General features: G+C 63.5%; 24 protein-coding genes. 7 read left to right on the top strand and 17 right to left on the bottom strand.

Annotated features, from left to right (window positions below):
* Nucleotides 1-52 precede the first annotated feature (52 nt).
* Nucleotides 53-448 carry a hypothetical protein gene (locus ACT6QU_RS12840; RefSeq protein ID WP_444836961.1) on the bottom strand — a complete coding sequence of 132 codons (396 nt, stop codon included), beginning with the start codon at nt 446-448 and terminating at the stop codon, nt 53-55.
* Nucleotides 449-870: 422 nt separating this feature from the next.
* On the opposite strand from ACT6QU_RS12840, the gene ACT6QU_RS12845 reads away from it, so the two are divergent.
* Nucleotides 871-1101, top strand: coding sequence for a hypothetical protein (locus ACT6QU_RS12845; protein WP_444836962.1), 231 nt, complete (start codon nt 871-873; stop codon nt 1099-1101).
* A 118-nt stretch (nt 1102-1219) separates the two neighbouring features.
* On the opposite strand, the gene ACT6QU_RS12850 is transcribed toward ACT6QU_RS12845, so the two are convergent.
* The 3 genes from ACT6QU_RS12850 to ACT6QU_RS12860 form a co-directional block, all read right to left on the bottom strand.
* On the bottom strand, nt 1220-1612 hold the full coding sequence (locus tag ACT6QU_RS12850) for a hypothetical protein (protein WP_444836963.1): 393 nt from the start codon (nt 1610-1612) through the stop codon (nt 1220-1222).
* Between the two features lie 794 nt (nt 1613-2406).
* Complete coding sequence (locus ACT6QU_RS12855; protein WP_444836964.1) at nt 2407-3012, bottom strand: hypothetical protein; 606 nt, start codon at nt 3010-3012, stop codon at nt 2407-2409.
* Nucleotides 3013-3612: 600 nt separating this feature from the next.
* Nucleotides 3613-4209 carry a hypothetical protein gene (locus ACT6QU_RS12860; protein WP_444836965.1) on the bottom strand — a complete coding sequence of 199 codons (597 nt, stop codon included), beginning with the start codon at nt 4207-4209 and terminating at the stop codon, nt 3613-3615.
* A gap of 135 nt (nt 4210-4344) precedes the next feature.
* On the opposite strand from ACT6QU_RS12860, the gene ACT6QU_RS12865 reads away from it, so the two are divergent.
* A complete protein-coding gene (locus tag ACT6QU_RS12865) occupies nt 4345-4638 on the top strand; it encodes a sunset domain-containing protein (RefSeq protein ID WP_444836966.1) in 294 nt (97 codons plus the stop codon).
* Between the two features lie 242 nt (nt 4639-4880).
* On the opposite strand, the gene ACT6QU_RS12870 is transcribed toward ACT6QU_RS12865, so the two are convergent.
* The 5 genes from ACT6QU_RS12870 to ACT6QU_RS12890 all read right to left on the bottom strand — a co-directional run bounded on the left by ACT6QU_RS12870 (nt 4881) and on the right by ACT6QU_RS12890 (nt 11273).
* On the bottom strand, nt 4881-7961 hold the full coding sequence (locus ACT6QU_RS12870) for an AAA family ATPase (protein WP_444836967.1): 3081 nt from the start codon (nt 7959-7961) through the stop codon (nt 4881-4883).
* Nucleotides 7958-8476, bottom strand: coding sequence for a hypothetical protein (locus ACT6QU_RS12875; RefSeq protein ID WP_444836968.1), 519 nt, complete (start codon nt 8474-8476; stop codon nt 7958-7960). The genes ACT6QU_RS12870 and ACT6QU_RS12875 overlap by 4 nt, the downstream gene beginning before the upstream one ends.
* An 89-nt stretch (nt 8477-8565) precedes the next feature.
* The gene (locus ACT6QU_RS12880) at nt 8566-9810 is read right to left on the bottom strand and encodes a hypothetical protein (protein ID WP_444836969.1); all 1245 of its coding nucleotides are present in this window, start codon (nt 9808-9810) and stop codon (nt 8566-8568) included.
* A 288-nt stretch (nt 9811-10098) separates the two neighbouring features.
* Nucleotides 10099-10983, bottom strand: coding sequence for a hypothetical protein (locus ACT6QU_RS12885; protein WP_444836970.1), 885 nt, complete (start codon nt 10981-10983; stop codon nt 10099-10101).
* A 2-nt stretch (nt 10984-10985) separates the two neighbouring features.
* The gene (locus ACT6QU_RS12890; protein WP_444836971.1) at nt 10986-11273 is read right to left on the bottom strand and encodes a YqhA family protein; all 288 of its coding nucleotides are present in this window, start codon (nt 11271-11273) and stop codon (nt 10986-10988) included.
* Nucleotides 11274-11797: 524 nt separating this feature from the next.
* Between ACT6QU_RS12890 and ACT6QU_RS12895 the strand changes: the two genes are divergently transcribed.
* A complete protein-coding gene (locus ACT6QU_RS12895; protein ID WP_169288842.1) occupies nt 11798-12541 on the top strand; it encodes a Bax inhibitor-1/YccA family protein in 744 nt (247 codons plus the stop codon).
* Between the two features lie 146 nt (nt 12542-12687).
* Here ACT6QU_RS12895 and ACT6QU_RS12900 read toward each other — a convergent pair whose 3' ends face one another.
* From ACT6QU_RS12900 to ACT6QU_RS12935, 8 genes are read right to left on the bottom strand one after another with little or no spacing between them, the layout of a single operon-like run.
* Nucleotides 12688-14376, bottom strand: a complete 1689-nt coding sequence (locus ACT6QU_RS12900; protein WP_165456313.1) for a complex I subunit 5 family protein — start codon at nt 14374-14376, stop codon at nt 12688-12690.
* The gene (locus tag ACT6QU_RS12905; protein WP_444836972.1) at nt 14373-15851 is read right to left on the bottom strand and encodes a complex I subunit 5 family protein; all 1479 of its coding nucleotides are present in this window, start codon (nt 15849-15851) and stop codon (nt 14373-14375) included. The genes ACT6QU_RS12900 and ACT6QU_RS12905 overlap by 4 nt, the downstream gene beginning before the upstream one ends.
* A complete protein-coding gene (locus tag ACT6QU_RS12910) occupies nt 15848-17305 on the bottom strand; it encodes a complex I subunit 5 family protein (protein ID WP_089389411.1) in 1458 nt (485 codons plus the stop codon). Before ACT6QU_RS12910 ends, ACT6QU_RS12905 begins: the two co-directional genes overlap by 4 nt.
* A complete protein-coding gene (locus tag ACT6QU_RS12915) occupies nt 17302-17622 on the bottom strand; it encodes an NADH-quinone oxidoreductase subunit K (RefSeq protein ID WP_088411792.1) in 321 nt (106 codons plus the stop codon). Before ACT6QU_RS12915 ends, ACT6QU_RS12910 begins: the two co-directional genes overlap by 4 nt.
* Before the next feature lie 7 nt (nt 17623-17629).
* On the bottom strand, nt 17630-18574 hold the full coding sequence (locus ACT6QU_RS12920; protein WP_088411790.1) for an MnhB domain-containing protein: 945 nt from the start codon (nt 18572-18574) through the stop codon (nt 17630-17632).
* On the bottom strand, nt 18571-18870 hold the full coding sequence (locus ACT6QU_RS12925; protein ID WP_088411788.1) for a cation:proton antiporter: 300 nt from the start codon (nt 18868-18870) through the stop codon (nt 18571-18573). Before ACT6QU_RS12925 ends, ACT6QU_RS12920 begins: the two co-directional genes overlap by 4 nt.
* A complete protein-coding gene (locus ACT6QU_RS12930; protein WP_198398661.1) occupies nt 18867-19154 on the bottom strand; it encodes a monovalent cation/H+ antiporter complex subunit F in 288 nt (95 codons plus the stop codon). Before ACT6QU_RS12930 ends, ACT6QU_RS12925 begins: the two co-directional genes overlap by 4 nt.
* Complete coding sequence (locus tag ACT6QU_RS12935; protein WP_088411786.1) at nt 19141-19653, bottom strand: Na+/H+ antiporter subunit E; 513 nt, start codon at nt 19651-19653, stop codon at nt 19141-19143. The genes ACT6QU_RS12930 and ACT6QU_RS12935 overlap by 14 nt, the downstream gene beginning before the upstream one ends.
* Before the next feature lie 508 nt (nt 19654-20161).
* On the opposite strand from ACT6QU_RS12935, the gene ACT6QU_RS12940 reads away from it, so the two are divergent.
* From ACT6QU_RS12940 to ACT6QU_RS12955, 4 genes are all read left to right on the top strand, one after another.
* On the top strand, nt 20162-21418 hold the full coding sequence (locus ACT6QU_RS12940) for an MgtC/SapB family protein (RefSeq protein ID WP_444836973.1): 1257 nt from the start codon (nt 20162-20164) through the stop codon (nt 21416-21418).
* Nucleotides 21419-21466: 48 nt separating this feature from the next.
* Nucleotides 21467-22549, top strand: coding sequence for a patatin-like phospholipase family protein (locus ACT6QU_RS12945; protein WP_264227072.1), 1083 nt, complete (start codon nt 21467-21469; stop codon nt 22547-22549).
* Nucleotides 22550-22555: 6 nt separating this feature from the next.
* Entirely contained in the window at nt 22556-23998 is a 1443-nt protein-coding gene (locus tag ACT6QU_RS12950) for a GntP family permease (RefSeq protein ID WP_130990764.1), read from the top strand.
* 230 nt (nt 23999-24228) lie between these two features.
* A partial coding sequence (locus tag ACT6QU_RS12955) for a hypothetical protein (RefSeq protein WP_444836974.1) occupies nt 24229-25844 on the top strand: 1616 nt, incomplete at its 3' end.

The following is a 25844-nucleotide window of genomic DNA, read 5'->3' on the forward strand; positions in this document are numbered from 1 at the left end:
ATCCAGCGGGAGTAAGCTGTGGGTTGGTGGGACGGTATGAAGCGGTCTAATTTCAGTCGGGCAGCACCGCGCGGCGGTAGTCCTTTTCAGAACCGAGCTTAGTGGCGAGGTTGGCGATATCCTCACGTAGACATGCCCCAGCGGGATCACCGGATACGTACCACTCCGTGAGGGATTTCACGCCGGCGGGCGAAAGCAGGACGCAAGCGATCAGATGACTGGAAACGCCCCCGTCGCAAACGCCCACCAAGGCCATGAAGTCTTCGATCTCGAATGTCTCGCCTGCGATGCACTCGTGGAAAATGATGGTGTCGCCCTGATCTCCCGTCGGCTCGAACACGATCTGCAATTCATGACCCGGCGTTCCCAGTATTTCCTCTGGGCATGCGAGCAAACGGAGAGCGACGGGGATGACGCCCGTCCGGTAGGTCTCCTCCACATACGACATGCGCTCTTTCCACATCTGGTCTAGTAATTGGTTGTCCTCCTGCGAAAGAACGCCAGACTGCTGCTTTGGAATGTGACGTCGCCCCACCGTAGACCTCTGTTGGTTGCCGCTGCGTATCGAGCGGTGACACTGCCCGCATCGGATTACAATGCGTTTTCATAATTTAAGCTGAACATCGTGCGCGTGTTTGTCAGCGGCGGTGTCATCCGGCTGCTGATCCAACGACACGATTGAGAAAATGGTACACACTTCGCGGCAGGAGCGCCAATCATGGCTCAATTTCCGCGATTCTTCCGCGACGTCGTTTTATGGAGTAACGGGGGGAGACCCCGTGCTTTTATGCAAACGCTGTTTGCGATGCGCCGCCGGATTAGGCGGATCAGGCATCGGACTTACGCGATTGCGACCCCATCCAGAACGACATGGCGAAGGCCCCGCATGGGGTGGATCGCCCGACCGCCCTGTTCTTCTTCCTAAGGCGTTTTCATCAGGTAGATCTTCCTGCGAAAGCCGCCGCGGCCGCTCGGTGTATAACGCTGGACGAGATCTTCCATGACCAGTTCGCTCTCGCGTTCATCGAACCTTTGATCGACAAGATCCTCCACGATGCCGTCGACGATCCGGTCCAGACCTGCCTCTTCTCCTTGCGATGAACCTGCGGGATCACCTGCCGCCGCGCGATCCGGGCGACGTCTTCGCGCGTCGGGCGGCGCTTTTTCCTTGTTGCGGCGACGCAGGTCCGCCTAGCGCAGGCGCTGCTTTTCATTGCGCTCAGCAATCGGGTTTCCGCACCACGCTCATCTCCTGTTGCCTTAAAATCGTATTCTCTCCTGCCAGCATGCCTGACCTGACCGGGAACGCAAACGCCGTTCGCAAAAGAATCACAAGTGCTGGAAGATGCAACGCCAATCTTCGCTCCGGCAACGCTGAACTGAGGTCTGGAATCGCCGGACGGTAAATCAATCCAAATCGAGATGATGCAGGATACTGTGCCGGCAACTCATATTGCATTGCCGGACAATCGATCGAGATCGCGGTGACGTCGATCCCCGTCTCGGCAAATCGAGTCGAATGCAGATAATCTGTGTCAGGGTCGGACGAGATGTGTGCGGCACTCTTCTGCGATGCGCCGATCGGGTCGAAACCAGCGCCTGTGCTTGTCAACCCTGCCGGAAATCATGCTCATTGCAAGGCGGCGGCGGCCACACAGCCTATCCTCCGACATTCGCGTCCTGGACATCCTACTACGCCGGGGGCTGGGGTCGGTTCGCGCGCCACTGCCAGGCGCGGGACACGCTCGACAGATGCAAGGGTGAATCTGTCTGTCCGTCCGGCGTGCGGCCGATCCGGCCAAGAGCTGCGGATATAGATTAAGGTTGCGTGTCGCAATATCAAAATAGGCGTGCGCGCCACGCTGCGCGAGGCCGGCGTCAACTCGGCCTGCCGTCGCGCACCGCCTTCGCGGGGCGGGTGACGCGAGCTAGCCGAGCTTGACGCCACAGCGATGGCGATGGTCGAGCCGCTGGTGACGATCCTGGCCACGATGCTCAAGGAGCTCGGGCGTCTGACGAAGCAGGTTCTCGACATTGCCCCGCACGGAGAAGGTCTGCCGGCAACAGATGAGCGTTCCCGGCGTTGGCCCCGTTTCGGCGCTTTGCTTCGCCGTCCAGTGAGGCGGCCGCGTCGATTGCGCGAGCCGCAAGCGGCGGGCGGACACCCTTTGCCGTCATCCATTCCAGCGTCACCAACACCTCGCTCTCGATCCAGGTCCGAAGTTGTTTGACCGGCGGATAGGCTTCCTTGTTGCCAAGCTGGTCGAGAAGCGCATGCGCCCCGCATCCAGCCGCTCGACTCCGGCGGACGCCTTTCGATCAAGCGCGCTTGCATCAACGAATGCAGATATCACCCGCTTTCGTTCTGGCGCACTTTTAGATTTTGCTCTGGAATTTTATGCAACTTCATTCAAAGTATTTGGACCAGGGACGCGAAGACAATATGTGCCCGTGGCGCACGGACCCGTCTGCAAAGACGACACCGACAGCGGAGCTATCAAGTCTATCGTCTTCCTGGGCGTAGGACAGCGCTTCCTCTAACTCAAGGCTTTCAAATAAGGTATCGCCGGTTGCGTCGGTCACTCGATACCCGACGACGATTTCAGAGTAAGGTGTCGACGGCATAGCTTTATGCGCCCCCGCCAGACGAATTGCTCGACAAGCCGCCGTCAGATGGGCCGGAACGTTCGCTTCATGAAACCCCTCGGATCCAAGCAGCGCGCCGACGCTGTCCATTACGTCACGATCGACATAATATTGCTTGACGCCTGGCTCATCGCCGCTCTCCTCCGGTCGAGCCATCCTTTCTGCGAGCTGGTCGATCATTGCCAGTACGTTTCGCTTCGGTGCGCGCACTTCCGCAGTATTTTCGACCCGCCCCACCAGATCGTCATTTGCAAGCCAGAGCTTTCCCCATTTGAAAGCTGTGCGCCATGTTTTCCGGTGCTTGAACCGCACCTCGTAGTGCTTCCCAGGCTTCACATCTTGTAGCGGTACGAGAAACAACCGCATGTCAATCGCGTCTGTTTCCAAAGGATCGGAACTTTCCGCCCCGCGGTCGCCATTAGCCTTTTGAACACGGAGCCGTGGAGAAACGCGTTTTCCCAAGTGATGACCTTTCTTCGCCGCGATGCATATCTCGCGTAGCCGGTGATCATGAACATTAGGTTGCGAAAGCCTGTCCTGTTTTATTGCGCGCTAGATTAGTCGGGCAGTCCCGATCCGGGAGCATGTCAGTGATCGACGGACCTGGTCGAATCTGGAAGAAGGTCAGTGTCTCTGGTCAACCGACTAAGGAAGCAGAGGACTCGTTCCTGGACTGGTCGGACGAACTTAGGGAGATCGGTTCCGTCGCTCGCCGCGAAACTCCCAATTTTTCCGATTCCATATTGGTCGATTTCGATTCCTCGGGAAACGGCGTTTTATGGAGTAACGGGGGGACGAGCGCCTTGATCTGCCAAACGGAGTTTGCCGCAACGGGGTCGGTGCTGGCCTGCGATGCCGCCGATCGGACCGCGAACGCTCCCCTCGATCAACGAAAGCGCCGCATTATTCTGCCCCCCACAACACGGGCCGGAGACTGGCATCAGGGACTGCAGCACGCTCGCAACCTCAGTCGCCACCGTTGTCCTCGTCATCAGCAGCCTGCCGAGTACTCAGATGCGTCTTGCGCCGGAACCCGCCGCGCCCGCTGGTGTAGCGCTGCACCAGATCCTCGATCACCAGTTCGCTCTCGCGGGTGTCGAAGCCCTGTTCGGCGAGCTGGTCGATAATCCCGTCCGCAATCCGCTCCCAGGCCTTCGGCATTTCCTTCTCGTGGACGCGGGTGATGACCTGCCACAAAACGATGCGGGCAACGTCGTCGCGGGTCGGGCGTCGCTTCTCGCGGTTGCGCCGCCGCAGATCGGCTTGGCGCTCGCGCTGCTCGTCGTTTCTGGTGGAAATCGATTTCCGGGGCATGGTGAGATCGGTCCAGATAGGTCGCCAGCTCCCTGCCCGCGCGCATCCGGCGTTCTTGCCCTGAGAACCCCACAATCGCAAACGCCGTTTGCGAAACAACGCGCATCTGGCGTTCGGCAACGCGGCTTTCGACTTCTGAATCGCAAAAATGGAAACCGGAATCGCATCAAGGCAAATTGCGGCAATTCGATCTGCCTTGCGATGATGTCGGGCGATGTCCCGGCACGTCGGCTCGACGTCGCGGCACATCCAGCGCACCCAAGATGATCTGTTTCGGCTTCTGCGCACATTGAAGCAAATGCGAATGCAGCGCGAAGACGGACGGCGACACCTGACGCGCATGCTCGCCGCATGGGCCGCGCGCGACGCCACCCACGACCGTCTTTGCCGCTCCTGCCGATCGTCCTGATGATCGGCGGCGCGGCCGGGGCCGGCTATACGACCGACCTGTCGTCCTTCGCGCCGTCCGGATCGATGTGGTCGTCGGCCCGGGCCGCGCTTCCCGGCAGCGGCTGCACCATCAAGGGGAACATCAGCATCGACACCGGCGAGCGCATCTACCATGTGCCCGAGCAGAAGTATTACCCGCGAACGCGCATCTCATCGCAATACAGCGAGCGCTGGTTCTGCAGCGAGACCGAGGCCCGCCAGGTCGGCTGGTGGCGAGCGCGCATCTGAATCGCAAATCTGCGGTCATGTAACGCGGATATGGATCCCGGACTCGCGATCCCGCAGGTCGGAATCGCTGATTCTGAATCCGGAATCGGCGGACGGTGATCCTGGAATCGGACGGATGCGGATCGGAATCGATCCCCCGGGATCCTGAATCGCCATCGCCCGATCGTGAATCGCTGTTCCCGACACGCGCTCGAGCTCCGATGCGATCCAACGACACCCCCATTGCCCCTCCCCATTAGCTCTCACCGTCGGCGCTCACCCTCGTCCTGCTCCCATTCCTCCGTCTCCAGCAGCGGCTCGAGGATTGCGTCGACCTCGGCTCCGTCGAGCGTGCCGTAGACAAGCAACTGCTTGGTGCGCGCCGCATGCGCCGGGCGAGCCCAGTCGATCAGTCGCTTCGCCCGGCCAAGAGCCTTTTCCAGGCGCGCATTGGCCCTCTGATACGCATCCGGACGCGCCGAATGGAGCGCGTTGGTCGAGGCCGGATCGACATAAAGCAGCGGCGTTCGTTCGGAGTAGCCGCCGCGGCATTCGAGATCGAGTGCAAGCCGGGTCGCGATCTGCAGGTCGCTGCCGTCGATCATCCCGGAGCCGGCAAGCGGCTGCAGGTCATGAACCATTTCTGCGGCACGGCCGGCGAGAAGCATCGTCAAGACGTCGGTCATCCGTCGTTCCGTCTGGATGTCGCCCATGTTGGCCGCAAGGCGCGACTCGCCGCCCTCGGCGTCGTCGATTGTCAGGTCGACCTGGATACCGAGCTTCAAGGCTCTGGCGACGACGGCATGGCCGGCTTCATGGATCGCCATCTGCCTGCGCAGCACATCGGAATGGTTGGCGCGGTCGCCGCGCAGGGCATCACGGACCTCATTGAACGTCATCGCGATCTGGGCCCGGCGGCAGCGCTGGCGTTCCTCGCGGATCGCGCGCTCGACGTCCGCGCCCGTCATGCCGCGTGCGGTGCGCGCCAATAGCCGCAGCGCATGAGCGCGCAGGATGTGCTGTCGGTCGCCGATGCCTGGTTTCGTCTGGCCCGGGTCCGGCGGATCGAAAGTGCGCGTGGAGACGCGTGCGCCCAGCGTTCGCGACATCTGCCGCTTCGATGCCGTGGACGCACCTGGCTCGCCGGCGGGTCCATCAGACGTTTCCGTGCCCTCCCCTGCCCCGGCCTTGCCAGGGTGGTCCGACTTACCTGCGTAGACTCCACCTTCGACAATGACGGTCCGGTCCGGACCGTCGATTGCGGCGGCGCGCGTCTCGCTCGATGCGCGGGGACGCTTGCGGTTGCGCGACGGCGAGCGGTCGTCACCTGTCGAGGCCGCTCCAGGCTGTGCAGGTGTCTCACTCCCAGGCTCAGTTTGGTCGCGCTGCTGATCCATGGATTCCGATGGATCTCGCCTGCGGTCCTGATCACCGGCAGGCTCCGCGGCCGAGGCCTCCGCCGACGGCATCGTTGCCGCAACGCCGTCGAGGTCGTCGCCGAGATGGAACGCGATGATGGTCTTGAGCGCATGCATGTCCGGCTTCGGAATGACGATGTGCGTTTCGAGCCGGCCGGAGCGGCGCAGCGCCGGCTCGATGTCCCCCGGCCGGTTGGTCGCCCCGACGATGATGATGCCGTCGGATTTCAACGCGCCGTCCATCAGCTCGAGCGCCTTGTTGACGATCGCGTTCCAGTAGTCCGCATACTCGCGCGCCTGGTCCTGCCGCCGGCCGATGCCGTCGATCTCGTCGATGAAGAGGATGCAGGGACGTGCCGCCTGGACTTCGGCGAAGCAGTCGCGCATGCGGCCAAGGACGTCGCCCAAATGCGACGCTTCGAGCCAAGTGGCGACCGAGGTCGCGAAGACCGGCAGTTGCAGCGTGTTGCCGAGCGCGCGGGCGAAGGTCGTCTTGCCCGTGCCGGGCGGTCCCGACAGCAGGAGCTTTGTCGAGAGGTCCGACCAAGGAACCGTTCCGGTGCGCCACAACGCGAGATCGGTTTTGAGGTTCAATGCCCAGTGGCGCGCCTCGCCGTATCCGGCCCGCGTCTCGACTGTCACGACGGGAGCTGGACGCTTCGTTGGCGGGCGCGCCGGTTGATCGTTAGCGGCAGCTGGCGCAATGGTCTCCGCGCCCACCTCAGTCGAACCGACATCCATGAGTGCATCTTCTGTGACGTTCGGCGCAGCCGGAACGGCAGGGACGTCACGGCGGACCTCGGCCGGGACCGTATGGCCCTCGCCAGCGACGGGCTTTAGCACGGCAGAAGCATGATCCGCCCCGGACGGACTTGAGACGTCCCCCGCTGCCGGAACGGGCTGCGGATCGATCCGCGTCGAGCCGGTCCCGGCGGTGCCGTTGCGATTGCGCCGCCAGGTCGATGTGCTTGAGCGTCCATCCTTCGACTTCGTCTCATCGTCCTCGTCCTCGGCAGGCTCTGCGGCGCTGGCCGTGGCGAGAACCTGCAACCGCGCGAGAATCGTCGCGAGGTCGTGACCGGGCCGGATCGCCATTGCGAGGTCATCGAGCGACAGAGCAGTGAGATCCATAGGATAGGCTGCAACCGCAGTCAGGACCGCGCTGGTATCGATGGCGGTCTTGGCGTCGATCAGTTCAGCAAGCATCGGCCAGTCGAGCGGCGCGGCCTGCAGCGTCAGGTCCAGGACGACCGTAACGCGGGCGGGCAGATCGACGGGCGGCATGTCCCCGGTGACGACGATCGGCATGCGCTCGCGCATGGCCTTTGCAAGACACTTGCGAAGCGCTGCTGGCGCATCATCGCTAAAGGCCGACGACTGGATGTTGAGGACCGGCAGTGTCGTGTCGAGACTCCTGATCGATGCGTCCAGCTTGTTCGGACTGTCGATGGTCAGGATGCGCATCTTCACCCGCGGCACGCGCAGCATCTCGTCTAGCATGCCGGCAAAACGGCGTTCGAAGCCGCGGACTGCACCATGGACCGCAATAACGGGCTGGACGCGGTGGAGCGCGGCCAGAAGATTGCGCGCTCCTAATCGCTTCAAGGCCGGCATCATCATCAGGCAGACCGCGAGTTCGCCGATGTCGAGGTCGCGGCCAACGGGATGGACGCGGTCATGAGGATATCGTCGCTCAGCGATCGGATCGACGTCCGAGGGTCCCGGGTGGAAGGCGCTGATCGTCGTGCGCCGCGCCGCTTCTTTCCGGCGCGTGGTCGCAACGAGCTTCAGATCGACGTCGTCCGGCTCGATCTCCTCGATCCAGGTGTAGGCTCCGAACGCATCGTTGATGACCGCGCGCTGCACGTCGCGCAGTTCGACGAGCGAGGCGAGCCGGCGGGCAAGGCGCAGCGTTACCGTCTTCATCGGCCGGCCCCCCCGGTTTCGTCAGGGCGTACGACTTGCAGGCGCGGCCTGGCGACCTTCACTTTGAGAACCGGATGGCGGCGCAGACCGATTGCCACGTAGCGATCGCGTTGGTCCTGCTGACGCCGCTCGATCCGGCGCTGGAGCATGTCGAGCGTCGCCCGGGCCGCGCCATCGCCGGCGCTTGCATGGCGATTCAAGGCGCAGACGATCGCGAATGGCACGTCGCCAGTGACGAAGCGTGCATGGCGCAACGCAAGGCCGATGACGACGGCAGGGGCGTCGCCGCGGGCGCGCAGGATCGCCGCATCGCTGGCATTGTCGTTGGCACTGGTCGACAGGGTCGAGCCGGACGGATCGGTATCATCGCTGGCGGTGGCAATCGATTTCCGCACCGGGCCGAGGGCGAGCCGCGGAAGGGCAAACGGCAAGCCGCGGCGCGGCGCTGCCGGCGGCAGATCCGGAACTGACCCGCTGTGAAGAGTGGACAGGAAGTTGGCGTCGATGGACGTCATGAGGACAAGACCTTTCCACGCCGCGGCAGAGCGCCCGGCGTCAGCGAAGAGGAAATAGGTGATGGGGTCGGGGGCCGCGGCCGGCGGCGTCAGGCCGTGCCGGCCGCCGGGCGCGCGAGCGCGACCGAGATTACCGGCATCATCGCCAGCATGCGTTGGGCACGAGCATCGGATGGTCCATCCGGAAGCCCGGTGTCCGCGATGACGTCGCTCGATGCAGATCCATCGGCGTCCATGTCGTCAGGTCCGTCATCGCGATCGGCATCCGGCGCGGCATCCATGGCCGACGCCCGTTCACGGAGGTCACGTAAACCGGACCTGCCAGCAACCGCTTCCAGACGATCAGAACCCATTGCCGTGGGATAGGCCGTCCGCAACCGGTCGACCAAGACCGCCTGAACCGCCGCGCCGAACCGGCGCTTCAGATCCCGCAGTGCGGCACCAGCCCCCTCGATGCGCAGGAATGCGTCAAGCGCGTCAATGCCGAACACGTCCGGGTCGGACAGATCGGTATGGCCGGACAGATCGAGGATCGCGGCATGGCAGATCCGCACCCCATCGATCTGGTGACGGCTGCGCAAATGATCGGGCGCGACGACGGCGCAAGCGAGGAGCTTGGCCTTCAGCCGCCCGAGCTTGGCGGCGTTATAGGAAGCGATCGACCGCTTGACGTCGCAGACGACCGCATAGCGTCGTGCCTCGTCGACGATGACGAGATCGGCCTTGTAATGCTCACGGGCAAAGACCTCGGCAGCAAGCCGGATGCCGGAGAGCTCGGTCGGCCGGTTGCGGGCGATCAGGGCCTGTGCGGCCTCGGTGATCGGAAGCTCGACGTCGCGCGTCAGGACGGTCAGGTCCGGATGCATCGCCGTGATCAGTGCCAGCCCGGCTTGAAGCATCAGACCGTCATGGCAGTGAGCCGAATGAATGAACGACGCGATCGAGCCGAGCGAGCCGAAGGTCAGATCAAGCTGGTCGGTCGCCGCTGGCGATGCGGCGGCCGTCACCGTCTTGTCGATCAGGCGATCGAAGGCCTCGTTCAGCTGGCCCGCATCCAGCCGATGCCATGGACGATCGGACGGGACCGCCCTGCCGTTGTCGGAGCCGGGTCGGTCGAGACCGAGGCGCGCGGGGTTGACGGAATGGTTGCTGGCGGCACGCGCCGCTTGGTCGGACGCAGCGCGTCCGTTAGAGATACTCATAGCCCGATTCCTCGTCTGTTGAGGTTGAGGGTCAGGCCCGGGATCGGCGTTGGCGCGCCGGCTCGGGCCGCTGATTGCGTGAACCGCAATTGGCGTCGCCGTCCACGCCCCATACATGACCGGCGCGAGCATCGGGCTCAAGGGGCCCCTGGGGCTCAAAGCCGGTTGTTGGTTAATGCGGGGCTCCCAAGTGATAGGGGGCCCGCGACTTCGATCGGGAACCGTTGCCGTCCACCGCGCACCGCCGAGTGACGCGATGGCCGCACGAAGCTCGAGCAAACACAACCGCAACGCCAACCCGGATCCTGATCTCAATCGCGTTCATTGGGATCGCCAGCAAGCCCGAGCGCGCCGGGCAAGAAAAACCCCCGCCGTTTTCCGGCGGGGGCTTGGACTTCAGGGCAACGCGGCCGGCGCGCCTTAGCGTGGGCGCGGCGATTGCGGTTCGAAGTCGATGACGTTGTCGCCGCCGACCGTCGCAAGCTGGGCCAGCGGCTCGGGCATCGGCGTTTCGACTTCGGCCTCGCCGCCATCGTCCGCCAAGCCGTCTGCCAGCGCGTCGCCTGCATCGAACGCCGGGGCGGCGACCGATTTACGCGCGAGATCGCTGCGCCAGCTCGGATCCTTGCCGATCGCCCAGGAGATCGCCGGCAACACCTGTTCGGCGATCCAGATGGTCGCATCACGCCCCTGCGGGTAGGCCTTCGGGTTCGACAGCATCTCGAGCATCTTCTCGACCGCGCCCCAGCGGCCCGACCGGTCGACCTCGACGGTGATGAACTCGGACCCCGCCGGAGCGTTCGGCGACGAGATCATGGTGAGCAGGATTGCCCGGGCAAGCCGCGCCTCGTTCGGCAAGGCCTTCGCAAGGATGCTGCGGATCTTGTGGTCCTTGCCTTTGTGCGTTTCGAGCGCTTTGAACGCTACGTTCCCGATTGCGACCAGGATCGTGACGAACCGTTTGGCGTCGGCCGAGACACGTTCTCGCGCCTTTGCCCCCAATCCCCCACCGCCGCCGGAATCGACGGGGCCGTTCGCGTCAGTGCCGTCCGCGCCGGGCATGCCGCTCTTCAGGTACTTCTTGACCGCCGAGACCGACGGGCGCTTTTCCGCGCGGTACATCTCGAACACCGTCGCGATCTGCTCCGGGCTCACCGTGCCCGCCGCAAGCTCGATCAGCGTCGTCGGATGGACGCGCAGCGCGACCGCGGTCTTGCGGTGCGCCGAGAGATTCTGGTGGACCTGCCGGTACTGCCGCGCGCTGCGGAAGGTGCGGGCGCACCGCGTCTCGATGAAGCTGCTCAACGTCATCTCCGCCGGGATGATCTCGTAAAGCCGCTCGACCCAGGCTCCCTGCTCGAACGCGTCGTCGGCCTCGCGGGCATCGACCGATCCGAACTTCGCCGCGATCTCGTTGAGCTCGCGTGCCTCATCGCTCGAGAGGTCGTCCAGATATTGAGGACGAGGTCCAGCAGCTCCTTCATGAACTTGAAGAGCAACACGACCATCGCCACCAGAAGGCCAAGGAAAAAAGGAGCCAGGATCCATCGGCTCGCAAAGATCAACGCTTCTATTGCCCGTTCCAATGCCGGCATCACTTGCTCCACACTAAGCCGGCATTTTCAAGCAGCGCGCCGGTGACGCTCAGAGTCGCGTGAATCCAGGCCTGGATCAAACGTTCCGCAAAGAACTTTATCCCACGGCTCCGACGCCATCACAGGGCGTTGTTGTGCGACTCGGCGCTCCGGCGAGATTTCCCCTTTACGCGCTGTCTTCAGGCGATGCGAGCGATCTCGGCGGTGCCAAGGGCGGCAGCGGGTTGCTGGGCGCGCCTGAACTGCGCGGCGAGGTGCATGCATAGCCCTGTCTTGGTCCTTCTGTAGTCGTGGAACCATCCGTCGATCTGGTCAGGCGCTTCGCCGGCGTCGGGAGCGGCGTGACGCGGACGTAGTCACGCTTGATGATCTGCCCGAGCGCCTCGCTTACTGTCAGCGCACTGTACAAATAGTAAGCAGAGCCCCCCTGGCCTTGCTTGTAAAGACCCTACCTGCAGAGCATATCTCATGCAGCGGGCGGTTCGTTTTGGATCTGCCGCATTTGGACGAATTGGAACCTTTGTATGGCACAGTATGAATCCGTTCGCAGCCGCAACACGGTTGGCGTCCGGACAGCCGAGGTAGACCAAGGCCTGCGCGCCCACATGAACAGGGTCTACGGGTTGATGTCTGTCGCCATGCTGCTTACCGGCGGCGTCGCTTGGGCTGTGGGCACCGCCCCGTCTTTAATGGCGATCTTCCGCGACCCGGTGACGATGCAGCCGAACATCCTCGGCTGGGCGGTGATGTTCGCGCCGCTGATCATGGTGTTTGCTTTTGCCGGCATGATCAACCGGATGTCGGCCGCGACCGCCCAGCTGGTGTTCTACAGCTTTGCCGCGGTCATGGGCCTGTCGATCAGCTGGATTTTCGCCGTCTTCACCGGCGTCTCAATCGCGCAGACCTTCCTTGTGACCGCCGTCGCCTTCGCCGGGCTCAGCCTTTACGGCTACACGACCAAAAAGGATCTGTCCGGTCTCGGCACGTTCCTGATGATGGGTGTGATCGGTCTGATCGTGGCCATGGTCATCAACATCTTCCTGCAGTCGCCGGCGATGATGTTCGCGATCTCGATCATCGGCGTCCTCATCTTTGCCGCACTCACCGCCTACGACACTCAGGCAATCAAGAACGAATACGTTGCGCATGCCGCCCAAGGCGACCAGGAGTGGCTGCAGAAGTCGGCAATCATGGGCGCGCTGCGCCTATACCTCGACTTCATCAACATGTTCATGTTCCTGCTGCAGTTCCTCGGTCGACGCGAGTGACTTGAGGACGTTGCAAAAAGCGTCTGGCAGAAAAAGCCTCACAATACGAAACTAAAAGCAAACTACTTGCTGCTGCCAAAGACTCGGTGGGCTGGTGGACATCTCCGCTGAACGGCGATCGCTGACTAGTTTCGCACGCGGCGCCGTCAGGTAAGCGCAGCGAACAGGCCCAGCGCAATCAGTATAACGGCGGCCGACGTGGCCGCACGATCGTTGATCAGCCGTTCCAGACGCTCAAGCCCCTCGGCGATCTCCGCCAAGAGCTGCCCGTTTTCGCCCGGCCTCTCCGATCGGCCCGCCAATGCGGCTGCCCGGGCAACGGCGGCTGCCCTCGCGCTGAGCCGGGCTGCCGGGCCGAGCAGGTCGCCTTCGGCCAGCGACGGGGCGCGCAGTCCGGTTCCCAACGCGGCGATGACGAGAACTGCCGCGAGCCCAAGGGGCCAGGCGCTGATGCCGAGCGCCAACAGGTCAATCGCCTCGTAGGGCGCATTGCCCGTTGCCCGGGCATAGAGTGACCACGGCAGGCCAAGCGCGGCGGCTGACAGCGCTACCAGCGGCACGACCATGAGACCGGGCGGGCCGCCAGATTTTGCAGGCGCGGGAAGGGTGAAAAAGTAGCGCACCAGCAACAGCCCTGAGGTCAGCGCCGAGAGGCCGATTAACGTCGCGCCAAAGTCGCCTGCGGGACCCTTGATCGCCGATTTCACAAGCGCGCCGGCGGTTAGCGGCAACCCGGCCACCGACAAGGCGGCCATTGCCAGTGCCGCGATCACCAAGCCCCGCGCCACGCCCCGAGCCTTGCCGACCACGCCGACGCCCAGGAACAGCGCCCCCTTGGCCAGCCCGTGATGCAGCGCATAAAGCGCTACCGCCGGCAGAACCGAAGCCGCCGGCAGGCCCGCCGCCAGCGCCGCGCCCATCACGCCCATCAGAAGCCCCATCTGGCTGACTGTTGAATAGGCCAGCACCGTCTTTGGATTGCCCTGCATCGCCCCGTAGAGCGCCGCCGTGAAGAGCCCGCCGAACCCCGCAAGAGCCAGCAGCGTTCCACTGATCGGCCAGGCGCTGCCCCAAGGCAGAAATGTGACCAGCCCGAAGATGCCCGCCTTCACGATGGCGCCAGACAGCACCGCCGAGGCCGGGACCGGCGCCGCCGGATGTGCCACCGGAAGCCAGACATGCAGCGGGACCAATCCCGCCTTGATGCCGAAACCCGCAATCAGCAACCACAGCACCAGCGGGTCGGCCCCCGGGTCGGCGAGCCTGTCGCGAACCCCCTCTATGAGGATCGTTCCCCCTGCCGCATGGGCGATCATCATGAAACCGGCCAGCAGCGCGGTTTCGCCGACAACTGCAAGGATGATGTAGACCACGCCGGCCCTCATCGACGCGGGTTTGCGATCGTGGATCACAAGCGGATAGGCGGCCAGCGACACCAGCGCGAAGGACACGTAGAAGGTCGCCAGATCCGCTGCCAGAAACACACCCAGGTTTCCAGCGAGTACCAGCATCCAGAACAGGGCAAAGGTTTGCGCGCGGGAATCGCCGCGCATGTACCGCAGGGCATAAACCCCAGCCCAGAACCACAGCAGCGCGGCGCCGCCCAGAAACAGCACCCCCGTTTCGGTCAGTCGGAGTCCGCCATCGAGCAGTACCCCAGGCACGCTCAGGGTCTGGTCTCGCGGCGCCAGGAACACGGCGGCGAGTGCCGGGAGCGGCCCAAGCGGCAGCGCCAAAAGCATCCTCGGCCCCAGCTTCGGCAGCAGGCACAGAAAGGCGAGAAAGAGTGGCCAGAGGATCACGACCAACAGAAGAAGGCTGGGTGCGATTGTCATTTCAGATAGCCACTCTCGGCGATCAGCTCGGCCCATCTCAGCGGGCTGAACGGAAAAGTCGCAAAGGCTCCGGCCGCCAATGTTATCAGGGCGGTCACCGCGGCGGGGAGGACCAGCATCCTGTTCCACGCGCCGTCCAGTTCGCGTACCGGCGCCAGCTCCTTCGATGGCGGAAGCAGCCAGGCGCGGTAGAGCAGCGGCAGGAAGTAGAGCGCATTCAGAAGTGACGATCCCGCCAGAACGGCGATGACCCAACTCGCCTCGGACTGCAGCCCTCCCATCCCCAGGTACCATTTCGAGATGAAACCTGCGGTCGGCGGAATGCCGATCATGCCGAGCGCGCCGATGCTGAAGGCTGCCATTGTCACCGGCATCGCCCGCCCGGCACCGTCGAGATCCGCCACCAACTTGATCCCCATCCGGTTGTCCAGCGCCCCTGCGCACATGAAAAGAGTGATCTTTATGATCCCCTGATGCACCAGATGCACCAGCCCGCCGATGATCGCGAAGGGGCCGATCAGGCTGGCCCCGAGAATGATGTAGCTGACCTGGCTGACCGTCGAATAGGCCAGCCGCTTCTTGATGTCGGTCTGCATCACGGCGCGGAACGAGCCATAGAGGATGGTCGCTCCGGCCCACAAGGCAAGCGGCGTGCCGAGGCCAAGCTCCGATACCGTATCGATTCCGTAAACGTCGTAGATCATCCTCAGGATCCCGAACGCGCCGGCCTTGACCACGGCCACGGCGTGGAGCAGCGCGCTCACCGGAGCGGGCGCGGCCATCGCCTCGGGCAACCATACGTGGAACGGGATGAGCGCCGCCTTCACGCCGAGCCCGCCGATGCAAAGGATGAAGATCAGCGTGAGTTCCAGCCGCGGGATCCCGGTCAGATCAGGCGGTGCCGTGAACTCGATCGTGCCGACGAGCGACTTCAGCCAGACGATGCCCGCCAGAAAGGCGGCGCTGCCTGCCAGCGTATAGATCAGGTAGATGCGCCCCGCGCGGAGGGACTTCTCGTCACCCTTGTGGACGACCAGCGGCCACGTCGCCAAGGTCAGGAGTTCATAGAAGAGGAAGAAGGTGATCGCCGTGCCAGAAATGGCCACTCCGGTCGCCGATAGGACACAGAGGTTGAAGAATCCGAAGAAGCGCCCCAAGTGGGGTCCGCGCTTGAAATAGGCGATCGCATAGACGGTGGTTATCAGCCACAGGAAGGCAGAGAGAGTGACAAACAGCAATGAAAGTGAATCCGGCCGGAGGATGAATTCGTGTCCCGGCAGGAATTCGTAGCGCCATTCCGTGATCGTGCCCTCGCGTGCTGCCAGCAGCAAGGCGCCCACGAGCGCCAGCTTGCTCAGGGCGAAGCCGATGTTGATCGCGTCGCGCCAGACCGCGAGGCGGTCCGGCAGGGCAAAGCTGATCAGCGCCGGAACGATTGTCAGCGAGACCAGCAGCAGGGGTAAAAGACTGTTCACGGGACCTCCCCAACCGCAGCCGCCGGAGGCCCTGCCTGGGACACCCCTGCAGAGATATCGACCATCGCTTGTCCGGCGAACCCCAGCGACACTGCCAGAAGCCCCAGCGCCAGCGGAGCGGCGGTTTGCAACGTGTCCTTTGCCTCGGTAACCGGTGTGTCTCTGCCGGCGAAGGTCCTGGATAGCGGATTGAACAGGTAGACTGCGGCCATCAACCCGCCAACGAGCAGGATGGCGGCCTGGAACACGGCGCCTTGCTCCAGCGCAGCCTCGAGCAGGAGGAACTTCGCTATGAAGCCGGCCGAGGGCGGCAGGCCCATCAATGATATCGCGGCCAGCCCGAAGGCAGCCACCGTCAGCGGCATTACCCGCACAAGGCCACTAAGGTCCTCCAAGCGGTGGCCGTTCACCGCCTTGAGCATAAGCCCGGCCGCGAGGAACATCGCAGCCTTCGCAAGCATGTGGGCTATCGCATGGATTGTCATTCCGGCCCAAGCCCGGTCGGACCCTGCCGCTGTCACGACAAGCGGAAAAGCCAGCAGCAGATAGCCGATCTGCGCCACGGTCGAATAGGCCACGAGGGCTTTCAGGGTTTCCTGCCGGATCGCCTGGATCGAGCCGTAAAGTACCGCCAGCGCACCGAGCCAGCCAAGCACATCGAGTGCCGCAGGGGCTACGATGGCCGGGAAGGCCTCGAACCAAAGGCGCAGCAGGATCACGAATCCTACCTTGACGACAATCGCGGAGAGCAGGGCGCTGGCGGGTGCGGGTGCTGCGGCATGGGCTGGCGGCAGCCAGCCGTGCAGCGGAAAGACCGCCGCCTTGATCAGCAGTCCCGCCGTCATCACCGCCAGTGCGACCTTGGTCGCAAGGTCCGGCCTCGCTGTCCCGGCCAGCAGTGTGATGTCCACTGTCGCGTAATTGGCAAACAGAAGCGCGACGCCTAGCAGGTAGGCCAGCGATCCGACCAGCGCGACCACGAAGTACTGCAGCGCGGCGCGCAGCGAGCCCATCGCCGCCATCGCCACCGCGGCAAGGCTGACCATTTCCAGCGCGACATAAAGATTGAAGAGATCGGTGGTCAGGAATCCAGCATTTGCTCCGCCCCACAACAGGTAGAAGAGCGGCCAGAAGGCATAGCCGTGGGCGGTCTCCGACCCGCTCGGCCCGGGCGCGAATTCGCGCAGCGCGTACAGTCCAATGATCGAAGCGCAGGCTGACGTGGCTGCCACCAAAAGCTGTGCCACCCCATCCGCACGCAACAGGATTCCCAGCGGCAGGTTCCAGTCACCCACTATATGGGCGGTACCCTCTGGCAGTAGCAGCAGCCACACCGTCAGACCCGCCATGACCGGAATTGCCGCCAGTAGCAATAAGCGTCCCCGGCTCCCAAGCAGCACCGCCGCGATCATCAGAGCGAGGGGCACTGCGACAAGCAGGTCAAGCGGGCTCATGCACTGTCGCCGGTCGCTTCGACCGCCGCGGTGTCATCTCGTGCCCGCTCCTCCTCGGCCACGCGCACAACCAACGCAGCACCGAAAGCGGTGAGCGCCACCGCGACGACGATGCCGGTGATGACCAGCGCCTGCGGGAACGGATCGGTCGAAGCGGTGCCGCGCCCGAGTCCACCGAGGATCAGGAAGATACCGGCACCAACCACATTGACGGCCAGAAGCTGACGCAACGGATGACGCAGGGTCACGATGCCGTAGAGGCCGAGCCCCACCAATGCCGCCCCTGTTAGCGGGTAAAGATGCATTAACGTTGGCATGCAGTAGTCAGCTCCTATGATCCGGCGCTACCGACCGACCCGCCAGTAGCAGCGCGAGGGTCGCGCCGATCGACAGCGCAAGGCTGTACTCGATCGCGACGATCATGGCCTTCGCGAAGCCTGGCGGATAGAACAGGAATCGGCCCAGTGCGATTCCCGCCAGGCCGATGATGAGAAAGACCCCCGGGCCAAGCACAAGCACCGCGCGGAGAATGCTGTTGTCGGCCCGCGGCCATGCGACCGCTCCGCCGATCGCGGCGATGATCAGACCGCCGGCAAGCACGGTTCCGGCCTGAAACGCTCCACCCGGAAAGTCCGACCCGGCCCAGACCAGATAGGCCGCCATCACCAGCGCCAAGGGCAAGAGCAACCGTCCGAAGGCCTGAGCGACGCTTCCCCCCCCGCTTTCCGCCAGGTTCAGTGACGCGGGCGGGCGCGGCCATGCATTTCCCGGGGCGAGCGACCAGACTGCGACAAGCGCGCCCAGCAGGACGAATGTTTCCAGCAATGTGTCATAGGCCCGGAAGGCCAGAAGCACGCCAGTCACCGGGTTCTCGATGCCAAGCTCCGGCAGCAGCGCGGCGATTGGCCCGCCCAAGTCGTCTGCGGGCGCGACACTCAGGACCGCGGACCCAACCAGCGCCGTCAAACCAGTGCAGGCCAACACCGCGCCGGCACGTAGCCAGCCGGGCGTCTCGGCGCTGACCAGATCGTCACCAAGCGCCATCAGCCGTTGCCGCGTCAGTATCAGCAAAACTCCGGTGATGCCCGCGCCGATGGCGATCTCTGCCATGGCGACATTGACTGCGTTCATAGCCAGCCATGCCAGTCCGAGCAGATTGCCGAAAACGATGAAAAAAACGATTGCCGCCAGCGCGTTGTGCGTGAGAAGCGCTGCGGCTGCAGTACCGACGATCATCAGGCAGAGGATGAGGTCGAATGCCAGCGTCATCGGTCCGTGCCCCGCTCGGCCGCAGTCTTCGCGCGGCGCGCCATCAGTTGTGCGGTCGCTCCGGCGGCCATGAGCGCGAACAGCCAGACGGCGGCGATCTTGAAAGCGACAGCCACCGAACCCCAGTGCAACGCGGCGGCAAGCGCCACGAAGCCCAGACCGACGTTGTCGGCCTTGGTAAGCGCGTGCAGCCTTAACTCGGCATCTTGAAACCTGAGCAGCCCCAACGATCCGGCCGCATAGAAAAAGACACCGATGTAAAGAAGCGCAGGGACCAGGTAATCGGCCAATGTCATGGCTTTGGGTCTCCGGGCTCGTCCGCATCACTCTGGCCGTCCCGCACAAAAGCGAGAATTGCCACCGAGGCCAGCACTGTGCCAACCAAGGCCGCATCCAGCATCGAAGCGTCGTCCCTGGCCGCGCCCAGCGTCAGCGCCACGCCGACCCCGCTGGTCGCGACGAGTTGCGCTGCCATTACGTGGTCGATCGCCCGTGGCCCGAACCAGGCACGAAAAAGCGCCAGCGCCAGCGTGAGCAGAAGAACGACGGCGGCGACCATGAAATGGTCAGCTGCGTCCACGATTTTCTCCTGCGTAGCGAGGGGTAACGACAGGCATACCAAACAAGCGTAGCACGCGGCGTTCTTCTGCCTGAAGGCTGCGCAGGTTGAAATCTTCGGTGTCAAGCATGTGAACCTCCAACGCGCCATTGCGGATCCCTGCGGCCAATGAGCCAGGCAGAACGCTGACGACCCCGCCAAGGACGGCATTCACCTCAGCGATATTCGTCAAGAGCGGCACCCGGCGCCAGCCGGGCCGGACGGGCAGACGTGGGTCGAGCACTCGCCGCGCGACGTCCAGACCACCTAAGAAGCCGCGGAGCAGGAGGTGCGGCACGTACAGGACCGCCCACCACAGCCGAATCCCCGGTTGTGTCGCCGGGTAAAGCGCAAGGCTGATTGAGGTTGTCAGCAGGACCGCTGGCGCCCCGTAGTACAGCGCATCCATTGCGCCCCCTGTCAGCGCTAGCCAGAACGTTGAGAAGGCCACGAGGCGCACTGATGTCGCAAGCATTTTCATGCTCTAATCCCCACTATCTCATCTAACTGGCTCACGGCCGCCAAATCATGATGCGTGGATTTTGTTTACTGTAGTTGTTGGCCGAACGATAGGGCTTACTGGTGCCCCAGGCGTTCCATCCCGGATGAGGACATAGACTCTCGCTGGATTGCCCTGTTCAAGGCAAAATCGATCCTGCGGGGGGTGCGGCGGACAAGAAGGAAGACAATCCATTGGACTGTTTCCCCACCAAACGGACGAGGGCTGGGAATGCTGATCTCGCTTCACGAGCAGGGGACGACCACGCCGAAGATCCGGGCCGCGATCCGGGCGAGCGACAAGCCAGCCTCGCTGGTGACCGAGCCGCGTCACCCAGATTCAGCCATAGCTCGAAATCCGTTGCGATACGGCACTGCGCAAAGCACAAGGTGGGCCTGACTGCAACGGCAGCCGCCAAACCGCCTACTGTCCGGTCATTCGTTCGTTGGATGCAACAAAGAATGGTAAAATAGTCTTGGAAACCTCTCAAGTGTTATTGCTGCTCGAGGCCTTGGGCATCGGCCTTTTGATCGGGATCGAACGCGAGCGGAATGCGGGAACGACCGGAGGCCCCGCCCAGGCAGGGGTGCGCACCTTTGCGCTCGCCTCGCTGACCGGGGCGCTGAGTCAGATTGCCGGTGGATGGCCGATGCTCGCCGTCGCCGTCGCCGTCATCGGCGGCCTGCGCATGGTGACGCATCTGTCTCAGCCGGATCGTCAGGCGGGCCTGACGACCAGCCTTGCGCTGCTGATCGTGGTCGTGCTGGGCGCACTGTCGATCGAGCACACGTTCCTCGCGGCGGCATCCGGGGTTCTGGTCGCGGCGCTCCTGGCCGCGCGCACAGTGCTGCGCGAGTTCAGTCGCTCGGTGCTAAACGACTTCGAGATCCGCGACGGCCTCATCCTCGGCGTCTCGGCGCTACTGATCCTGCCGATCCTGCCCAACGAAGGCTTGGGTCCGGGCGGGGCGATCAATCCGCAAAACCTGTTCGTGATCGTCATTCTCGTCATGGCGATCGGCGCTGTCGGCCACGTCTGCACGCGGGTCTTCGGTTCACGGCTGGGGCTGCCGCTGAGCGGTTTCCTCTCGGGGTTCGTGTCGAGCACCGCCACCGTGGCGGCCATGTTGAAGAAGGTGCAGGATCGGCCGTTCGAGGCCTATCCCGCTGCTGCTGGTGTCACGTTCTCCTCGGTTTCGTCGCTCGCGCAAACCGGCATCGTACTGCTGTTCCTCAGCCCCTCGATGTTCACACTTGCAGCCCCGATCCTGATCATCCCTTCGGGCGTGGCCTTCCTCTATGGGATCCTGCTTGCACGCATCGGATCGCGCGGCGGCGGCGCAGAGCTCGATGGGCTCGAACTTCCCAGCCGGATTTTCAGCGTCCAGGGCGCATTGAGCTTTGCGACGATCGTGGCGACGGTCATCGTCGTCTCCGCTGTCCTGAACGACCGTTTCGGAAGCGAGGCCGTCCTGGTGTCGGCGGCGCTCGCGGGGCTGGTGAGCACGGGATCCGCTGCCGTTGCGCTTGCCTCGCTTGTTGTTGCCGGGCAGTTGCCGGCATCCGAGGCGGTCGTGCCGCTGGCAGCAGCGATCAGCGTGAATGCCGGTGTGCGGATCGTCCTGGCCCTTCGCGGAGGGGCGACGGCGTTCGGCTGGGCGGTTGCCACCGGCCTCCTGTTGACCGCCGCCGCTGTCTGGGCGGGGTGGTGGTTTGCAGCCGCCATCCGCATCATGATGGCGGCCTGAGAGTCGTGCCGCGGCGTAGACGCGGGAAGCGCATGTGTGGAGGGCGATATGGTCCAGCAACAGCCCAAAAAGACGATCGATCTGGCGCTTCAGGGCGGCGGGTCCCACGGGGCGCTGACTTGGGGTGTGCTCGACCGCATCCTGGAAGACGAACGGCTGGAGATCGCCGGCATCAGCGGGACCAGCGCTGGGGCAATGAATGCCGTGGTGCTTGCGCAAGGATTTCAAGAGCGTGGCCGGGAGGGAGCGCGCGAGGCGCTCGCCGCCTTCTGGCGGGCCGTGAGCGTTGCAGCGCGCTTTTCGCCGGTGCAGCGCAGCTGGTGGAACAGGCTCACCGGCAACTTCAACCTCGACAAGTCGCCCGGCTACCAATTCTTCGACAACCTGTCACGGCAGTTCTCTCCCTATGAGCTCAATCCGCTCGACATCAATCCGTTGCGCGACCTCGTAGCCAGCACGGTCGACTTCGATCGGGTCAATGCCTGCGCGATGCCGAAGATCTTTGTCACCGCTACCAATGTGCGCACCGGCCAGGCGCGCGTCTTTACCCAGCCGCATCTGTCGGTGGAAACGATCATGGCCTCGGCCTGTCTGCCATCGGTGTACCAGGCGGTGGAGATCGATGGCGAAGCCTATTGGGACGGTGGCTATATCGGCAATCCAGCGCTTCACCCCCTAGTCGACGAGACCGACTGTCGTGACATGGTGATCGTCCAGATCAATCCTATGACTCGCAGCAAACTGCCGCGAACGGGGCGTGAGATCCTCAACCGGGTGAACGAGATCAGCTTCAATTCCAGCCTCATAAAGGACCTTCGGGCGATCCAGCTGCTGCACAAACTTATTGAGGCGGAGGGGCTTGAGACGGAACGCTACCGCGACATGCGGGTCCATCTGATCCATGCTGATGAGGAGCTGCAGGACCTGGACGCCTCCAGCAAGCTCAACGCCGAATGGACATTCCTCAGCCACCTGCAACAGCGCGGCCGGGGTTGGGCGCACCATTGGCTAGAGGCGAACTTTGGTGACCTCGGCGTGCGCTCCACGTTCGACCTCGACGCGCTGTTCGTCGACTCGCTGCGGCCGATGCAGAGGTCCAACAAGTCGAGCGCCAACCGGTCAGCGGAGTAGTCGCAAATGTATGGCATCCTGGTCGTCGTTGCTGCGCTCGGCGGGCTCATGTATCTCGCTTACCGTGGCGTCACCTTGCTGATCCTGGCGCCGGGTCTCGCCCTGCTCACCGTGCTCGCCTCGTTTGAACGGCCGCTGCTTGCCAGTTACACTCAGATCTTCATGGTGGCGACGGGTGATTTCATCGTCCAGTACTTCCCGGTCTTCCTGCTCGGGGCCATCTTCGGCAAGCTGATGGAGGATACCGGCAGTGCCGAGGTTCTGGCCAACGCCACGATCCGGAGGCTTGGCAGCGACCGCGCCATATTGGCGGTGGTGCTGTCATGCGCGGCGATGACCTATGGCGGGGTATCGCTGTTCGTGGTCGCGTTCGCCGTGTTTCCGATCGCTGCAGCAGTCTTTCGCCGCGCCAATCTCCCCAAGCGGCTGATACCGGGCACCATCGCTCTTGGCGCCTTCACCTTCACCATGACCGCGCTGCCCGGCACGCCGGCGATCCAGAACGCGATCCCGATGCCTTATTTCGGCACGTCGCCCTTTGCCGCGCCGGGGCTCGGCATCCTGACGGCGTTGATTATGTTTGCGCTTGGCCAACTGTGGTTGGAGCGACGGGCGCGGGCCACCTCCGAAGGCTACGGCGACCACCCCGACGCTGAACGGCGCACTGACAGGGCCTTGCGCGAGCGCGCCGCGGGCGAAGGCTTCGACATTGGCGAACTCCCGGCCGGGGCGCGTCCGGCCGCGCCGCCGGCCCTCATGTTGGCGGCACTGCCGCTCGTCACGGTGATCGCCATCAACCTCACCTTTACCGCCCTCGTCATCCCGGCCATGGACACCGACTATCTTGCCGCGCCCGAATATGGCTCGGTGACCATCGATGCGGTGCGCGGCATCTGGTCCATAATCGCCGCGCTGGTCATTTCAATCGTGCTCATGATCGCCGTGAACTGGTCGCGCCTACCGAGGCTGACCGCCTCGCTGGATGCCGGGGCCCACGCCTCGCTGCTGCCGATCTTCAATACCGCGAGCCTTGTCGGGTTCGGCTCCGTCATCGCCTCGCTGTCGGCCTTCGCGCTGATCCGTGATTCGGTGATCGGGATCGGCGGCGACAATCCCCTGATCTCGCTGGCGATCTCGGTCAACCTTCTGGCCGGGATGACCGGCTCGGCGTCCGGAGGCATGAGCATCGCGCTCACCACGCTCGGCGGCGTCTATCTGGAGATGGCCCAGGCCGCGGGTATCTCGCCGGAGCTGATGCACCGGGTGACCGCGGTGGCCACCGGCGGGCTCGACGCATTGCCCCATAACGGTGCCGTCATCACGCTTCTAGCAATCTGCGGCCTGACGCACCGCGAGGCCTATCTTGATGTCGCCGTCGTCGCCGTGGCCGTCCCGATCCTCGCGCTGATCGTGCTGATCACCCTGGGAACGTTGCTGGGGAGTTTCTGAAATATGCCAACCAGTCGGCCCAGCCTGGAAAGATATCCCGCTGGCAGCCGGTGGCGCGCGTGCAAGCAGACCTGTGTGCATCGTCATCCGCGTGGAGAGGCAACTCGCCAGAGAAGGTTCGACCCCAGGCCCATCCCCTCCGCCATTTGATTTCCCCGAAATCAACTTGAATAACAGCTTTTTCGTCGCTTTTTCTGCCCGATCCGACCCCACTCGAAGGGTTCGGCACGATGGAAGAAAATCGGGTATCGCACGGGGTATCGTCGCGGGTATCGCAAAATGACGCACGGTCAGACGCGTCGCAAAAGGCCGTCAAGCGCCGCGGCGCGGGGCCCTATCTCGTCCAGTCTGGAAGGAGTTACCTTTTTCAGATTAAGTTGCCCAAGGAGATTGGCGGCGGGCGCGGATCGCGACCCGTCCGGATCAGTCTGGGACCGATACCCAAACAGCGCGCCCGCATGTTCGCCGATCGGCTGGCGTCTATCGCGCGGGTCGAGTTCGAGAAATTGGCAAGGGTGCAAAACATGAGTGGTGTCGATTCCGAAGCGCCCTTCGATTTAGACCGCGAGACGCACGACGCGTATCTCGCCCGGATTGGCGACCCCCACTTCGAACCTGATCTCCTGTTTCCAGGCGACAATCCGGTAGCGCAGATTGCCGGAGCCTTGCGCATGGCTTTGCGCACGCTTGAGGCCGGTGCCGACGAAAACTCACCACTCGGCCACATCGCCGCGATCAACAAGCAGGTTCATCGTAAGGCGTCCGGCCTCGAATATGACGCCGTGATCGTCGACAATGCCGATCTCTTGCGCGAACGATACGTCGAACTGGGTCAAAAGAAGGCGCTCGAAGACTTCAAGGCCGAACTCAGTGTCGGTGGTGACGACAGGATGCCCCGGGTTCAAAATGAAGCGACACCGCCTGTTGACCAAACTGACCGTCCAAAGGGCATTGGTGAGCCGGGCATCGACCCCGCCAAACCGCTAGCGTGTCGTCTGGCTGCTGAACAGCCAACGTTGCACAGCCATTCACACGCACCGATCACACGACCAGCGCAAGCGGTCGAAGTTCTCGATCCTCTGTGGGCCGAGCTTCGGCCGGGAGAAGGACGCTTCGTCACGCAGAGCCTGCCCAGCGGTCGCGCGCCAAGCTTCCTGTTCGATCGCCGAAAAGTCAGCCGGCCACCGTCGTCAAAGCCCCTGTTCACCGAGGTATCGGACGAGCACATCGAGGATTTGATCTCCAAAGGGAGCGCCAAGACCTACATCAGTCGAGTGCGCATGTACCACGTCCTGTTTGTAGATCTAATCGGCGATCACCCGGCCGACACCTACACGGCTTCCGATCTGCAATCCTATATCGAATTCATCCGGTATTGGCCTGCCGAAGAGAAAGACCGCCGTCTTGAACTGGCACCCAGGGAAATGATCCGGGCGAATCTTGATCTCACTATGAAACCGCTCTCCCTGAGCACGCTCAAAGGCATCGCCGTAGGCTGTGTACAGACGGCGCTTGCCAAGGCGGGAACAAGGCATGGCTACACGTCTCCGCTAAAGAACGCAAAGCTCACATATCCCAATACAGCGCCGCTTCCGGCTACAAGCTCACCCCTGGGGTCTCACAAAATAAACGCGCTGTTTCAGACCGGCTGCGACAGCGGTCTTTTGGAATCTGCGATGCTCCCCCTCCTCGCGCTTGTTACAGGGCGTCGCCTGGCCTTGCTCCTCAACTTGTACGGCAGCGACATCGTCGAGAAGTTTCCCGGCGTTTGGGTTGCTCAGTTGAACAACATCAGATTGGCCGATGGCAGGTGGCAGCGCGTGGCGATCAAGACGCGCCAGAGCAC

The organism is Aliihoeflea sp. (genome assembly GCF_052435475.1).
Classification (GTDB): Bacteria; Pseudomonadota; Alphaproteobacteria; order Rhizobiales; family Rhizobiaceae; genus Aliihoeflea.

Bases quoted from the DNA above. Each gene is read 5' to 3' on its own strand.
- ACT6QU_RS12840 (WP_444836961.1), bottom strand. From the start codon at position 448: ATGTCGTATGTGGAGGAGACCTACCGGACGGGCGTCATCCCCGTCGCT.
- ACT6QU_RS12845 (WP_444836962.1), top strand. From the start codon at position 871: ATGGCGAAGGCCCCGCATGGGGTGGATCGCCCGACCGCCCTGTTCTTC.
- ACT6QU_RS12855 (WP_444836964.1), bottom strand. From the start codon at position 3,012: ATGCGGTTGTTTCTCGTACCGCTACAAGATGTGAAGCCTGGGAAGCAC.
- ACT6QU_RS12860 (WP_444836965.1), bottom strand. From the start codon at position 4,209: ATGTGCCGCGACGTCGAGCCGACGTGCCGGGACATCGCCCGACATCAT.
- ACT6QU_RS12870 (WP_444836967.1), bottom strand. From the start codon at position 7,961: ATGAAGACGGTAACGCTGCGCCTTGCCCGCCGGCTCGCCTCGCTCGTC.
- ACT6QU_RS12875 (WP_444836968.1), bottom strand. From the start codon at position 8,476: ATGACGTCCATCGACGCCAACTTCCTGTCCACTCTTCACAGCGGGTCA.
- ACT6QU_RS12880 (WP_444836969.1), bottom strand. From the start codon at position 9,810: ATGCTCGCGCCGGTCATGTATGGGGCGTGGACGGCGACGCCAATTGCG.
- ACT6QU_RS12890 (WP_444836971.1), bottom strand. From the start codon at position 11,273: ATGCCGGCATTGGAACGGGCAATAGAAGCGTTGATCTTTGCGAGCCGA.
- ACT6QU_RS12895 (WP_169288842.1), top strand. From the start codon at position 11,798: ATGGCACAGTATGAATCCGTTCGCAGCCGCAACACGGTTGGCGTCCGG.
- ACT6QU_RS12900 (WP_165456313.1), bottom strand. From the start codon at position 14,376: ATGACAATCGCACCCAGCCTTCTTCTGTTGGTCGTGATCCTCTGGCCA.
- ACT6QU_RS12910 (WP_089389411.1), bottom strand. From the start codon at position 17,305: ATGAGCCCGCTTGACCTGCTTGTCGCAGTGCCCCTCGCTCTGATGATC.
- ACT6QU_RS12915 (WP_088411792.1), bottom strand. From the start codon at position 17,622: ATGCCAACGTTAATGCATCTTTACCCGCTAACAGGGGCGGCATTGGTG.
- ACT6QU_RS12920 (WP_088411790.1), bottom strand. From the start codon at position 18,574: ATGACGCTGGCATTCGACCTCATCCTCTGCCTGATGATCGTCGGTACT.
- ACT6QU_RS12925 (WP_088411788.1), bottom strand. From the start codon at position 18,870: ATGACATTGGCCGATTACCTGGTCCCTGCGCTTCTTTACATCGGTGTC.
- ACT6QU_RS12935 (WP_088411786.1), bottom strand. From the start codon at position 19,653: ATGAAAATGCTTGCGACATCAGTGCGCCTCGTGGCCTTCTCAACGTTC.
- ACT6QU_RS12945 (WP_264227072.1), top strand. From the start codon at position 21,467: ATGGTCCAGCAACAGCCCAAAAAGACGATCGATCTGGCGCTTCAGGGC.
- ACT6QU_RS12950 (WP_130990764.1), top strand. From the start codon at position 22,556: ATGTATGGCATCCTGGTCGTCGTTGCTGCGCTCGGCGGGCTCATGTAT.